The organism is Bordetella avium (genome assembly GCF_034424645.1).
Classification (GTDB): domain Bacteria; phylum Pseudomonadota; class Gammaproteobacteria; order Burkholderiales; family Burkholderiaceae_B; genus Bordetella; species Bordetella avium.
Map to the genome: position 1 here is coordinate 2,138,884 of NZ_CP139969.1, position 12,725 is coordinate 2,151,608.

The 12,725-nt window shown below is 61.5% G+C and carries 12 protein-coding genes and 1 pseudogene; 9 read left to right on the forward strand and 4 right to left on the reverse strand.

Translation table 11 applies throughout. The features are described from left to right. Window positions 1-628 precede the first annotated feature (628 nt). Together U0029_RS09975 and U0029_RS09980 are read left to right on the forward strand one after the other, a co-directional pair. Window positions 629-736, forward strand: a pseudogene (locus U0029_RS09975) (NAD-dependent isocitrate dehydrogenase); the annotation flags it as partial. Between the two features lie 84 nt (window positions 737-820). Next, window positions 821-1,609 carry a 2-keto-4-pentenoate hydratase gene (locus U0029_RS09980; protein WP_012417287.1) on the forward strand — a complete coding sequence of 263 codons (789 nt, stop codon included), beginning with the start codon at window positions 821-823 and terminating at the stop codon, window positions 1,607-1,609. A 35-nt stretch (window positions 1,610-1,644) separates the two neighbouring features. On the opposite strand, the gene U0029_RS09985 is transcribed toward U0029_RS09980, so the two are convergent. Further along, window positions 1,645-2,103, reverse strand: a complete 459-nt coding sequence (locus U0029_RS09985) for a GNAT family N-acetyltransferase (RefSeq protein ID WP_012417286.1) — start codon at window positions 2,101-2,103, stop codon at window positions 1,645-1,647. 71 nt (window positions 2,104-2,174) lie between these two features. Between U0029_RS09985 and U0029_RS09990 the strand changes: the two genes are divergently transcribed. Next, window positions 2,175-3,386 carry an MFS transporter gene (locus U0029_RS09990; protein WP_231838648.1) on the forward strand — a complete coding sequence of 404 codons (1,212 nt, stop codon included), beginning with the start codon at window positions 2,175-2,177 and terminating at the stop codon, window positions 3,384-3,386. Between the two features lie 97 nt (window positions 3,387-3,483). After that, complete coding sequence (locus U0029_RS09995) at window positions 3,484-4,008, forward strand: hypothetical protein (RefSeq protein WP_012417284.1); 525 nt, start codon at window positions 3,484-3,486, stop codon at window positions 4,006-4,008. Window positions 4,009-4,195: 187 nt separating this feature from the next. On the opposite strand, the gene U0029_RS10000 is transcribed toward U0029_RS09995, so the two are convergent. The 3 genes from U0029_RS10000 to U0029_RS10010 all read right to left on the reverse strand — a co-directional run bounded on the left by U0029_RS10000 (window position 4,196) and on the right by U0029_RS10010 (window position 8,410). Next, window positions 4,196-4,930: a SapC family protein gene (locus U0029_RS10000; protein ID WP_114852597.1), complete on the reverse strand. Its 735-nt coding sequence runs from the start codon at window positions 4,928-4,930 to the stop codon at window positions 4,196-4,198. A gap of 509 nt (window positions 4,931-5,439) precedes the next feature. Continuing rightward, entirely contained in the window at window positions 5,440-6,651 is a 1,212-nt protein-coding gene (locus tag U0029_RS10005; RefSeq protein ID WP_114852598.1) for an MFS transporter, read from the reverse strand. A 262-nt stretch (window positions 6,652-6,913) separates the two neighbouring features. Next, window positions 6,914-8,410: an amino acid permease gene (locus U0029_RS10010; RefSeq protein ID WP_012417281.1), complete on the reverse strand. Its 1,497-nt coding sequence runs from the start codon at window positions 8,408-8,410 to the stop codon at window positions 6,914-6,916. 371 nt (window positions 8,411-8,781) lie between these two features. On the opposite strand from U0029_RS10010, the gene U0029_RS10015 reads away from it, so the two are divergent. The 5 genes from U0029_RS10015 to U0029_RS10035 all read left to right on the forward strand — a co-directional run bounded on the left by U0029_RS10015 (window position 8,782) and on the right by U0029_RS10035 (window position 12,682). Beyond that, entirely contained in the window at window positions 8,782-9,078 is a 297-nt protein-coding gene (locus U0029_RS10015; protein ID WP_039052007.1) for an ArsR/SmtB family transcription factor, read from the forward strand. A gap of 84 nt (window positions 9,079-9,162) precedes the next feature. Next, window positions 9,163-10,314: an MFS transporter gene (locus U0029_RS10020; RefSeq protein ID WP_236824220.1), complete on the forward strand. Its 1,152-nt coding sequence runs from the start codon at window positions 9,163-9,165 to the stop codon at window positions 10,312-10,314. A 189-nt stretch (window positions 10,315-10,503) separates the two neighbouring features. Continuing rightward, complete coding sequence (locus tag U0029_RS10025) at window positions 10,504-10,920, forward strand: helix-turn-helix domain-containing protein (protein ID WP_012417278.1); 417 nt, start codon at window positions 10,504-10,506, stop codon at window positions 10,918-10,920. Continuing rightward, complete coding sequence (locus tag U0029_RS10030) at window positions 10,917-11,783, forward strand: alpha/beta fold hydrolase (protein WP_012417277.1); 867 nt, start codon at window positions 10,917-10,919, stop codon at window positions 11,781-11,783. The genes U0029_RS10025 and U0029_RS10030 overlap by 4 nt, the downstream gene beginning before the upstream one ends. Before the next feature lie 200 nt (window positions 11,784-11,983). Further along, window positions 11,984-12,682 carry a DUF421 domain-containing protein gene (locus U0029_RS10035; protein ID WP_114852600.1) on the forward strand — a complete coding sequence of 233 codons (699 nt, stop codon included), beginning with the start codon at window positions 11,984-11,986 and terminating at the stop codon, window positions 12,680-12,682. Window positions 12,683-12,725 lie beyond the last annotated feature (43 nt).

Genomic DNA, 12,725 nt, shown 5'->3' on the forward strand with positions numbered 1-12,725 from the left:
TTAGTATTTGTCCTATATCATTGAAATTGCTGCGCGCCGACGATGAAATCGTAGACATTTAGCAACGCAGCAGGCGCCCTGACCATCGTTGCGGGTTCTCGCCGGTTCCCGTGTCGCTCGATTGGCCCTGCTGCCGCGCCTCGCAGATTGGCGCTATTTCTCTTGCGGAGGCTCAGGCCTCCGTTTTTTTTTGCCAGCCATAGTCGGGGGCCGCCGCCTTCCGGCAGAAACTTCCCAGACTGAATAGGGCTGAAGGCTAGGGTTGTCCAAAGCCCCTGCGCCGCACGCTGGCGGTCTCATCCTCCTTTATTGGCGTCGGAACCCCGCAATGCTCGCAGCGAGCAAAGCAACCGCCGGGATATACAAGCCGGCCCTTCGTCGACGACCGATCCGCCTCCCCGCAAGCGGCTTGCACCAAGGTCTATCCTTATTCTCGCTCCAAAGAGTGCAAAGCCGGCAAGGGAAAACCCTGGGTTCCGGCTTGGGGCCTGTACCGTGGAAGAAAACATTAAAGCGCTAGGATCTTAGTACTTAAGCCATTGTCCGGAGCCGGGTTACGGCGAAATAGGCAAGACCAGCATCGGCCAGATCTCAGCTTGCAAGCGCCCTCTTTTGACAGAAGCGTCGCATGCGCGCAAATACAAAGATTCCCGCCACCCTTATCCCCGGCGATGGCATCGGCCCGGAAGTGGTCGAAGCCACAGTTCAGGTTCTGGATGCGCTGGGCAGCCCCTTCGAATAGGATGTTCAGGTCGCGGCACGCGCGATTTCGCCTACGCTGCCTATTGGCGCATTTCCTACAACTAAGGTGTTTCCTGGTATGAGCAACCGTGTATTTGACCCGGCCTTGACGAGCGGACTTCTCCTGCAAACCTGGCGGGACGGCACCCTGCTTGACGAGCTGCCCGCAGCATTGCGGCCTGAGACCTTGCAGCAGGGTTATGAGGCGCAAGACGCCTTGTTTGCTGCAACGGGCGACGAACGCGGTGGCTGGAAACTCGGTGTGGGCAGTCCTGCGCAACTGCGCGCCACCGGCCTGCCCCGGCCGCTGGTCGGCCAGATTGCGCGTGGGCGCTGCCATGCCTCGGGCGCAAGCCTGACGCTGCCTTCCGCCGACCCCGTGACCATCGAATGCGAAATCGCTTTCGTGCTCGCCCGAGACATCGCGCCAGCCGAAGGCCGACAGGTGCAGGCACAGGATATCCGTCACAGCTGCGTGACTTTCGAGGTCGTGCGCTCGCGTTTCAGGGACCGCCGGGCTGCGGGCTGGCCAAGCTTCACGGCCGACAATGTCGGGTTCGAGGCGCTGATCATCGGTCAAGCGGTCTGTAATGGCCTGGACCTGGATGCAATACGGCGGGTGACAGAATCGGCAGTCGTGCTGGTCGATGGGCAGATCAAGGCGCAAGCGCTGTCCGGAGACAACGCCGTAGATCCGGTGCAATCCCTGACGGCTTTGTTCGCCCATGCCGCAGAGCGGGGCGTCACCCTGCGCGCGGGAGACATCGTCTCGACCGGGGCGATGTGTCAACCCTTTGATATCCCGGGCGCCGGCCATCGCATCACGGCGAGCTTCGCCGGCGGCGAACTGGCGCTGCAACTGCTCTGAATCCTGGCGCGGGCTCGCATGGCGCCGATGCCGGCTCAGCCTGCGCTGGCCGGCTGGCGAACCATCAGATATTCGATGTCGTTCTCCCCCTGAGTAAGGAAACCCAAACGCTCATACAAGCGCCGCGCCGGATTGTTCTTGAGCACCGCCAGCCGTACAGCCAGCTTCTGCGCGTCGGCCCGCGCCAGCACCGTGTTCAGCAGCCGCGCTCCCAGCCCGAGACCCTGCCAGGCCGGCGCGAGCTGGATCTGGATCACATACAGGCCCTCTTCGTCGAGATGCACCTTGAACAGACCGGCAGGCTGCTGGTCGATCAGCACAATGCGTGCGTCCTCCCAGTGATAGCGAATGCGCTGCATGTGGATGTCATCATCGAAGGGAACGTGATCCTGCACCAGATGCGGTTCCATGGTGCGGCGGCGCAGATCAAGCAGAAAGGGCACATCGTCTTCGCCAGCGGTGCGAAGTTGCAGTTCGGGGGATTCTTTAGACATGAGAGCCAAGCAAGGAAAAAACGCGCAGCCGCGCGAGAAGAGATAGCCAAGCAGCCACAGGAGCTTGCGGATTGCAGTATGCTCACGCCCGGCTGTGCGCCTCGCGCGGCATCGGGGGAGTCCTTCAAGTGGGCAACAAGCTGGGTTGGCTGCGCGCTTTCTATTTTCTGTTTTACGGCTTGCAGGGTATCAGCATTCCCTTTCTCCCGCTGTGGCTGTCCAGCCAGGGGCTGGACAAAAATCTGATCGGCTTGATCGTTGCCACGGCCTTTTTGCCCAAAATCCTCTCGGCGCCGGCCGTCGCTCATGCTGCAGATCTGACCGGGCGCCTGCGCCTTCTCATCGCGCTGCCCCTGGTGGGGACGGGACTACTCTTCGCCCTCTATCCCTGGCAACAATCCCCCGGCTGGATGTTCTGGACCACCCTGGGCGTGAATCTACTGCTGCCGGCTGTGCAGCCCGTGCTTGACCGCATCGCCCTGGCCACCACGCAAGGCGGCCGCCCGCTCTATACGACGGTGCGCGTCTGGGGCTCCATCGGTTTTGCTGCCTTCACCTTGGCAGGCGGCTATATCATCCGCGGCACCGGCCCCTTGTCCATCATTATCATGAGCGTGGCGCTGGCGCTGGCCTGCGTGCTCTGCCTAGGCGCGCTGGGCGTGGGTAATGTGGCGCCGCGCAGACCGCCCGATACCGCCGGATGGCCCTTGCTTCAGGTGCTGCGTGACCGCCCTGTGGTGCTGTGTATTCTGGCCGCCTCATTGACGCAGGCCAGCAATGGCTTTCTATACTCCTACGCCACGCTGTTCTGGACGGACCAAGGTCTATCCACCTCGGACATCGGTTTGCTATGGACGGTCGGCGTCAGTGCAGAGGTTGCGTTCTTTTTCCTGGCGCTACGCATTCTGCCCAAGCTGGGTCCCGAACGCTTGATCTGGATTTCGGCGGCAATGACGGCCCTGCGCTGGCTGGGTTTGGCCGCTTTCATTGATCTGCCTCTGCTGCTGGCCTTTCAACTCTTGCAGGCATTCACGCTGGGCGGCAACAATTCGGCCATCATGACCTATCTCTCGCGCCGCGTTCCCGCGCACAACCAGACATCGGCCATCGCGCTCTATGGCATGCTGTCGGGCGGCATACTGATGTTTTTCAGTGTCAATGCCGCCAGGCTGGTCTACCCCGCCGTGCAATGGGGCGGATTTGCGATGATGGCGCTGTTCGCGCTCAGCGCGATTCCGATGGTGTGGTGGTCGCAACGCTGTGACCGGCGGGAAACCCGCTGACATCCTGCCTGAATTCTGCTTACACATCGCCCCTTGCCGCCAGAGTAAATTAGCGCCTGGGAGCGGCCGTCCCTGGCCGGCTCTCTGGAGCATGACGATGAAATTCCGATTTTTGCAGCTGAGCGGCGCCCTGGTTCTGGCCACCATGACCGCCACTTCCCCTGCCCTGGCGGGCGGCCCTCGCTGGGCTTATCACGGCGGCCACCCTAGCTATTACAACGGCCATCGCAGCGGCCATCACCATTCGAGCGCTTGGTCAGCGAGCGACCGCTGGATCGTGGGCGGCGCGCTAGCCCTGGTGACCGCCGGCTTGTTGCTGTCAGCGAATTCAAGCCCCTCGCCTGAATATGGCCCTATCTATGAGCCGGCCTATGCCTACCCTGCGCTGCCTGCGCCCGCCGGGCCGCCCTCCGCCAACACCTTGAGCAGTGACCCCACGGACCCAGCCTCGGTAAATCTGGCGCCGGTCGGCCTCGCCAGCCGCGCCCCTGGCGCGGACTGCCAGCGCCAAGCCATGAACGAGAGCGGCTTTGATCCCGCAACCCCCAACCCATGGACCACCCAAATCATGGTGGACAGCTACAACCGCGCCTTGCAGACCTGCCTGAGCGGTCGTGGCTGACCCCGGGGCTGGTGCGCAGCGATTCGATCATCGAGCCTCCAGCGCACCCGCCGCTGGATTCGACCACAACATCGATGAAAACGCGCAGGCGCAGAGGCCGCCTTGATCGGTGAACGGAACAGTCAGCCGACAGTCCACGCCGCAGGAGGCGCGCTGGCGCCCAGCGCGTAGACACCGCAGAAAACCCTCAGGCAGACCGTTTTTGCCCTGCCTCAAACAAGGCCGCCAGCTGCGCGAGATTACGCAGCGAAGCCCGGTGCCATTCAAGCAAACGCAAGATCCCGCTGCGATGCAACTCGACAATGGTCGCGTCATCCAATTTGGCGAATTTATCGTCGTCTACCGTCCAGAACCCGCCTAGTTGAATATCACCCTCGGGCCGCGAGAGCGTGAGCGTCTTGGTTGCTAGCAAACCCAGGTCATTCAAACGCTGCACCATCCGCCCGGTGGCGGCGATGTCGTCCTGATAATTACCCAGAAACTCCATCATCTGGGACAGATAGGCCGTCTCCTTGCCTTGTTCAAATAGCGCGATGCCATCAGCCTCGTTGACGCCCGGATAGCTGGCGTCGAGGCATACCGCCAAACGACCGGCATCGTCGGTCGCGCCCAATACAAACGGATAACGGCGCGCAAATGCCGGTATGTAGGTGTCGGCCCGCCACTCTCCTTCCGGCGTCACGAACAGATTGCGCCCATTCTGCAAACCCAACACGGCGACCGCACTGAAGCCGCCCGCCTCATCGGCAACAAAAACAATTGGGTAATGCCGCGCAGCCTCGACGAACTCGCTGGCCGAAACCGGCAGCGCATTGGTTTGCTGCGCGAAAGAAAAATGACCAGGCTGGATTTGAATTTTCGTATGGCGGTGCGCATCACGGTTGATCGGCACAGCTTGCTTGTAAAAAAGGGTGGCGGACATGACAGCCCCTCATGAAATGGTTTACGTCTCGGTGTTCGCGCCTGCCGAGCGGATCGATAAGCGGCGCATATAACAGAATGCCCGGGAAAATTAGAGCCAATTTCCGCGATGTGCGCCCCTACCACCCGTCCTATAAACAAGAAGGACAGACCTTAACTTTGTGAAGAATAAGCCCGTAAGCCTGCTCTCGCCCATCCGGATTCGCCCGTCTGCAACAAAGGGGTCCTCTTCGTTTACATGAATGGCGATAGGCAGCGCTATTGCAAGCCCCCAATCAAGGAGGCGCTGCCCTGCGCCTAGACCCAGATCGACCAATCAGCTCGAGCACAGCGAACCTCCGCAGACCGCTATCAATACGCTGAACGCTGCACTTTAAGGCCAGCCAACTGCCCTTCCCCCTCGATCGATAAGCGGGACAAGTGCCCGAGAAGCACCGCTCCGAACACATCGCTGCCTTCTCGTTGAAAGCGGGCGGCCCCGTCAGTCCACGCTAAGGCTGGCGAGACGACTTAGGTCTTCTTGCGCATATCGGCCAGAGCCCAATAATGGATGCCCAGGCCGGCCAAGGCCAGCACGCCGCCCACCCAGCCCGTGGACGACCAGCCCAGGCCCGCTTCGATCGCCACCCCGCCTAGCCAGGCGCCTAAGGCATTGGCCACATTGAAGGCGGAATGATTCAAGGCGGCAGCCAGGGTCTGGGCGTCACCAGCCACGTCCATCAGCCGCGTTTGCAAGGTGGCGCCCAGCGCAACGGCCGTGCCGATCAAGAGCACATTGAGCGAACCCAATACGGCGCTGTGCGACGTCAGCGTAAACGCCCCCATCACCACGGCGGCCCAGATCAGCACGTAGCGGATGGTGTTTTCCATATTACGGTCAGCGAAACGCGACCCCAGCAAATTACCGCTGACCATGCCTACCCCGAATAAGGCCAGCACGACCGGCACCAGCACTTCGGGCAGATGCGCCACCTCGATCATGGTGGGCTTGATATAGCTGAACACGGAGAAAATACCGCCCGAACCGATCGCGCCGATACCCAGGGTCAGAATGACCTGCTTGTTGCGCAATGCACTGAGTTCGCGCATGGGGCTCGCGGTCTTGTCACCCGGCAGATAAGGCACCCATCGCCAGACCAGCAATGCCGTCAGCAAGCCTATCCCGCCCACGATGGCAAAGGCCGAACGCCAGCCCAGCCACTGCCCGATGGCTGCCGCAATGGGCACGCCTACCAGCGTGGCGATCGTCAAGCCAAGCAACACCATGGCCACCGCCTGCGCACGCCGATACAGCGGCACGAGGCTGGCCGCGACCAGCGCCGCCACACCGAAGTAAGTCCCATGAGGAAAGCCCGTCGCGAACCGCGCCCAGGCCATCGAGCCGAAGCTAGGCGCGATAGCACTAACAAAATTGCCGAACGCGAACACCAGCATCAAAGCGATCAGGAAATTACGACGCGCCAGCCGTGCGCCCAACACGGCAAGCAGGGGAGCCCCGATTACCACACCCAGCGCGTAAATGCTGATCAGATAGCCGGCCTGCGGAATGGACACGCCCAGACCGGTGGCGGCGTTAGGCAACAGGCCCATGATGACGAACTCGCCCGTGCCGATGGCGAAACCGCCCACACCCAGTGCGAAGAGGGCGCGGCGGGTTTGAGCAGGGGACAGTTCACTGGTGGCATCGGCGGCATCGCCGGAAATGCCTGGGGAAATAGACATAGGGATAGCAGACTAGGTGAAGGACAGCCCGGGCGCCGCGTCGGCAGCGCGGGTAATCCCCTATCTTAACGTCCGAATCGGCCATACCCCCTCAAGCCCCATAGGGATCAAGGGTAAAGGTGCGTCCCCTGCCGGCATTCACGCTCGGCAACCGCCGCAGCAAACCACCGCCAGGGTAAGCAGGCTAACAGCGCCAGCGCCGGACAAAGCGTCCGGGTCGTCCACGCTCACCCTGCGCCCGCGAGCCTGTCGTGAAGAGCCCTCAAGGTTTTGGATCGTCAGGCTCGTCAGCGTAGTCAAAGCGCATCTCGCTATAACGCACCCAGCGCGAACCCCGAATCAGGCGGTAAGCGGCCCAGGTCACCAGAAACAGCAGAATGCCCAGATAGGTCGCAAACGCCCCGCCCCAATCGATGCGGTCATGGGTGAAGGCCTCGTAGTTCTGCCCTAGCGTGATCACCAGACATAGCCCAAAAGCGAAAAAAGGCCCGAAAGGAAACAGACCTGCCTTGTAAGGCAGTCGCGCCGGATCGTGCCCCTGGAGCACATAGCCTCTGCGGAAGCGATAGTGGCTGACTGCGATGCTCAGCCAGACGATGAACTCTGTCATACCGGCCAGGTTAAGCAGCCAGATATACACTTTTTGCGGGCTGTAGACCGCACTCAACAAACAAAGGCTCGCCAACGCAGTCGTAGCCGCCAGCGCATAGCGCGGCACACCGCCGCGGCTTAGGCGCGCGAAGCGCCGGGGCGCCATACCTTCGGTCGCCATATTGAACAGCATGCGGGTGGCGGCATACATGCCGGAGTTGCCGGCGGACAAGACGGACGTGAGGATCACGGCATTCATCACCGAGGCGGCCGAAAGGAGGCCGGCCCGCTCGAACACCAAGGTAAAGGGGCTGACGGCAATATCGCTGACATCGCTGCGCAGCAATTGCGGATCGGTGTAGGGAATCAGGCAGCCGATGACGGCAATCGACAGCACATAAAACAGAAGAATGCGCCAAAACACCTGCCGGATGGCAATGGGAACGTTGCGGCGAGGGTTTTCCGACTCGCCTGCCGCCACGCCGACCAGCTCAGTACCCTGGAAGGAATAGGCCACCACCATCGCAATGCCGACCAGGGTGGCGAAATCCCCCACAAAAGGCGCGTCACCGACGGTCCAGTTGGAAAGACCCGGCGAGTCCCCACCATGGATGATCCCCGCCAGAATGGCCACGCCCGTCGCCAGAAACGCCAGCACGGCAATCACCTTGATCAGGGAGAACCAATATTCGCCTTCGCCAAAGCCTTTGGCCGAAAACGCATTGAGACCCAGCATGAGCAGCAAAAACACGCCGCTCCAGATGATCCCAGGCACATCGGGCAACCAATAGGCCATCACCAGTTGCGCGGCCACCAGATCCACGGCCACCACCACGGCCCAACTGAACCAGAAATTCCATCCCAGGGCGAAACCGAAACCGCGGTCTACATAGCGTGCGCCATAGGTGGCGAATGACCCGGAAACCGGCATGAAGGCCGCCAACTCGCCCAGACTGGTCATGATGAAATACACCATGAGGCCTATCACGAGATAGGTCAGCAAAGCGCCGCCAGGCCCAGCCTGGGCGATGGTCGCCCCCGAGGCCACGAACAGCCCGGTGCCGATGGCGCCGCCGATGGCGATCATGGTGAGGTGACGCGGCTTCAACACGCGGCGCAAATGCGGCGCCGCCTCGCCGGAGACTTCGGGCGGGCGGGGAGCGGACATGACGATCCTTGCAAAGGGGGTATGAACAGTCGCGGCGCGCCCTCGCTTAGGCGGCGAGACTGCCGGCGGGACGCAGGCCAGAGGCCGGGCAGGCGCGAATTCCGTCAGCAAGCCCGGCGAAGGGCTGTATTTTACCCGCCTGCCCCGGCTTGCTCTTAAGCGCGCCACCGGCTCGGCGCAACCCCAGGAGCAGGTCATGCAATACGACCCCTTCGGAGAAGGCGCAGCGTCTTTGGCTGCTCTTCCTGGAAAAAAGGAGCGTCGGCACGCATTGAGACCAGGGCACATCGAAGCGCTGCATGCCGCGAGCGGCCCCGCATCGCAGCCTGCGCTATCTGCAAACAATTAGCTTATTTGCTAATCTTCTAACTATGACTGCGCTGCTTGCCAAACTCACCGCCCTGGCCAACCCCAAACGGCTGAAAATTCTGGAACTGCTGGCTGAACCGGGTCGGCATTTCGGGCCGGGCTGCTACGACCAAGCAGCGGGTGTGTGTGGTCTGTATCTTGCCCAAGCCCTGGGCATATCGCCTCCCACCGCGTCCAGCCATTTGAAGCTGCTCGAACAGGCCGGCTTCCTGACGGCTCAGCGCATCGGCAAATTCACCTACTTCAAACGGACGCCCGGCGCTAGCCGCGACCTCGCCGACACAATCCGTTCGCTGTAATCCGACTGCCCTAATATCCTCTCGGCCTTAGGCCGACACAATGCGCCAGCCCATCGGCGATGCCGCAGTTTGCCGTTTCTTTCCATGCAGAACTCAGTAAAAATCTATCTACTGTCCTTCATCAGTTTTCTGATCGGCACGGCCGAATACATCGTCGCCGGCATCCTGGATCAGATCGCGCTCGACCTGCAATTGCCGGTTGCCGTCGTGGGACAATTGATCACCGTTTTTTCCATCGCGTTCGCGGTCGGCACACCCGTTCTCATCACCATGACGGCGCAGGCGGACCGCAAGAAAGTGCTGATCTGCGCCATGCTGGTGTTCGCCCTCGTCAATCTGGCGACGGTGGGCCTGACACACTACACATGGCTAAACGTCGCCCGGGCAGCCAGCGGGCTAAGCGGCGGCGTGATGGAAGTGCTCTTGCTGACCTTGGCAGCCGCACTCGCCCCCTCTGGCAAAAAGGGGAACGCCATCGCGATGGTCGTCATCGGCTTTAGTGCGGCCCTGGTGGTGGGCGTGCCGCTGGGCCGGCTTGTTTCCACGACGGCGGATTGGCGCTGGGTATTTGGGGGAATAGGCGCGCTCACGCTGCTATCGCTGGTCTTGGTGGCTTTCACGATTCCGGCCACCCAAGGCGAGGCAGCCATGCCGCTGTCGCAACAACTCAAACTGCTGAAAAACCGGCAGGTTTCAAGCATTTACCTGATCACGTTTTTCTGGATCAGCGCTTTCTCCATCATCTACTCCTACATCTCCCCCTTCCTGCTACGGATCACGCACATGACGGATGGCCAGATCAGCATCATGTTGCTGGTCTGCGGCCTGGCCAGCATCCTGGGCTCCAAGCTGGGAGGCCGAGTAGCCGACCGCTCGGGTTATGCCGCCACACTGACCGGCGGCCTGATTGCCCATGTCTTCACGCTGCTGGGTTTTCTGTGCTTCGGGCAAACCGCTGGGATGGTGTGCGCACTGCTCATCCTCTGGTCTATTGCCGCCTGGTCGTCCGGACCTGCGCTACAACTGCGCCTCATCGTCCTGGCCCCGCAATCCACCAGCATCGTCTTCAGCTTTTATTCGTCCATTCTGCAGCTCGGCATGGCCGCCGGCGCCATCGCAGGTGGCCTGGCTATTCAGGCAGGCTGGCTCGCCGGACTGCCTGGCGTCGGTGCGGTCAGCATTGTGCTTGCGCTATGGCTGCTGAGAAATACCCGGCGTTCAGGACCCAGCGCTTAAGCGTCTCTCCTGCTCAATTAGGGTCCAGCCGCAGCGATGGGGGTGAGAGACCTGCCGCCCCCGCCTAGCGCGCGAACCTGAAGGGATGCACGGGCCAGCGCCTCGCTGATCGGCGTGCTTAGTACTCCTTATCGCTCTTTATAAGCCATGTTTATGGTATAAATCGGCGCAATTAACCCAAGAAACTTCATGACCCGCGAGATTATCTCGGTAGAACAGGCCGCGCAGCGTCTGGCCGTTCATCCCAAAACCCTGCTGCGCTACATCCGTGAAAAACGCCTAAAGGCGACACGGATCGGCAAATCCTATCGCATCGCCGGCGATGACCTCGATACCTTTCTGGGCAAGACCCCTGGCCCGGCCACGCCAAGGGTAACCAGTATCGTGGACCTGCCCGGCTGCACCGCCGAATACGCCCAAGCGCTCACGCAATCCCTGCACGCCCGTCTGGCGGCGCGCGCGCCGGGCGACGATCCGGTGCGTGTCGACAGCGCCTGGGACCCGGTGCGCGGCGAACTCAAGCTCATCGTGCAGGCCAGCCTCGCCGACACCGCCGCCCTGCTGTCCGGCATTCAACATCTGATTTATGACAGGGCGCCGTCATGAGCCGCCGCATTCCCGGTTTGCCCACCCAGCGGGTGTTGGGCGCTTATCGCGCCGTGCTGGCTGACTGGCCCACACCCAATACGCGCCGCTATCTGCCCACCTGCGCCGGCCCGACCTTTGTACTCAGCTGCGGGCCGCTCGACGCCCCACCGCTTGTCCTGCTGCACGGCGCGCTCAGTAATGCGGCGAGCTGGATGTTTGACGCCAGAACATGGTCAAGCCGCTTTCGGGTCCACGTCGTGGACCTTGTCGGCGAGCCCGGCCTGAGCGCGCAAACGCAACTCCCGCTCACCGGGGATGCCTGGGCGCGCTGGCTGGATGATGTGCTCGATGCGCTCCAGCTTGCCTCGGCCAACTTCGTAGGCCTCTCGCTAGGAGGCTTTCTTGGCCTAGACTACGCAGCGCGACGCCCGGACCGCGTAGACAGCCTAGTACTGATCAGCCCCTGCGGCATCGGCCGCCAGCGCGCTTTTTTTCTAAAGGCGCTGCCCTATCTCATGCTGGGCCGCTGGGGCCGCGACAGGCTGCTGACCAAGGTCATCGGGCCGCGCACCACGCCGCCGCCCGATGAGGCGCGGCCGCTGTTGAATTTGCTAACCCTGATCCGCCAGGAGGTGTTGCCGCGCTCCTTGCGCATCCCGCGCCTTAGCGACGGGCAGCTTGCGGCTCTGCGCATGCCTGTGCGGCTCATTCTTGGCCGCAGGGACGCCTTGATCAATGCCCCGCAAGCGGCGCGCCGCATGCGAAAACTCGCACCCCATGCCGACGTTTCGCTGCTGCCCGACGCCTATCACGACATCCCCGATCTGTGCGACGAGGTCCTCGACTGGCTCTTGCAGAAACCGCACACCCGCCCTGCCTGACACCCTCGCCACAACGCGGGTAAGGGGAGCCTGCGCTGCGCCGCCAGAGCAAAGCCGATCTGCGTCCGACGGTCTGCGCGGCAAATGGCCCATCTCACCATCCAGCCCAGGGTGAATGCTCATCCTGGGCGCCCTCGTTCATTTGTGGATAGCATAGGCAAGCGCGTTCCTGATTGCCTCCCCCAAACCTGAGGACTCACATGAACTGGTTCGATGCCTTTGACTCGCTGGGACATTATCTCTTTCTGGCGCTCAAGCTGCTGGTGGGGCTGCTGATCATCGTCACCAACATGAACCTGACCGGCAAAACCAAACTCTCGCAGATGAACGCCATCGACCTCGTCGGCAATTTTATTCTGGGCGGCGTTGTCGGCGGCATCATCTACAACGGCGATATCTCTTTTGTGACCTATATCGTTTGCCTGCTGATCGGCATCGGCCTCATCGATTTATTCAACTATCTGATCGCCAAAACGAATTTCTTCCGCGCCTTCGCTGTGGGCAGTCCCATCACCCTGATTGCCGACAGCAAGTTCTGCGTCGATGTCATCAACAACAAACGCAACAAGATAGACCTGCCCAGCATCGCCAGCCTGTTGCGCAGTAGCGGTCATTTCTCGTTCTCCAATGTGGATTTCCTACAGATCGAGCCGGGCGGGCAGCTCACCATCGTCGAGAAAGAAAACGCCCGTCCGCGGCCAGCCTCCATCATCCTCATGAACGGAGTGATCTTTTCAGAGCTGCTGAAGAACCTACACAGATCCGATGACTGGCTGCGTCAGCATTTGCAGCAAGCCGGCCTATCGGAGCTACAGGAGATCTTTCTGGTCGAATGGTGGAACGACCGGCTCACCATCGTGATGTGCGACGGCACAATACGCACGCAAACCGCGATCTGAAAACCTGCCCTTGCGTGAAACGCGGGCGGCTCCCCCTGCCAGA

Coding starts and splice junctions, on each gene's coding strand:
- U0029_RS09980 (WP_012417287.1), top strand. CDS start 821: ATGAGCAACCGTGTATTTGACCCGGCCTTGACGAGCGGACTTCTCCTG.
- U0029_RS09985 (WP_012417286.1), bottom strand. CDS start 2,103: ATGTCTAAAGAATCCCCCGAACTGCAACTTCGCACCGCTGGCGAAGAC.
- U0029_RS09995 (WP_012417284.1), top strand. CDS start 3,484: ATGAAATTCCGATTTTTGCAGCTGAGCGGCGCCCTGGTTCTGGCCACC.
- U0029_RS10000 (WP_114852597.1), bottom strand. CDS start 4,930: ATGTCCGCCACCCTTTTTTACAAGCAAGCTGTGCCGATCAACCGTGAT.
- U0029_RS10005 (WP_114852598.1), bottom strand. CDS start 6,651: ATGTCTATTTCCCCAGGCATTTCCGGCGATGCCGCCGATGCCACCAGT.
- U0029_RS10010 (WP_012417281.1), bottom strand. CDS start 8,410: ATGTCCGCTCCCCGCCCGCCCGAAGTCTCCGGCGAGGCGGCGCCGCAT.
- U0029_RS10015 (WP_039052007.1), top strand. CDS start 8,782: ATGACTGCGCTGCTTGCCAAACTCACCGCCCTGGCCAACCCCAAACGG.
- U0029_RS10020 (WP_236824220.1), top strand. CDS start 9,163: ATGCAGAACTCAGTAAAAATCTATCTACTGTCCTTCATCAGTTTTCTG.
- U0029_RS10025 (WP_012417278.1), top strand. CDS start 10,504: ATGACCCGCGAGATTATCTCGGTAGAACAGGCCGCGCAGCGTCTGGCC.
- U0029_RS10030 (WP_012417277.1), top strand. CDS start 10,917: ATGAGCCGCCGCATTCCCGGTTTGCCCACCCAGCGGGTGTTGGGCGCT.
- U0029_RS10035 (WP_114852600.1), top strand. CDS start 11,984: ATGAACTGGTTCGATGCCTTTGACTCGCTGGGACATTATCTCTTTCTG.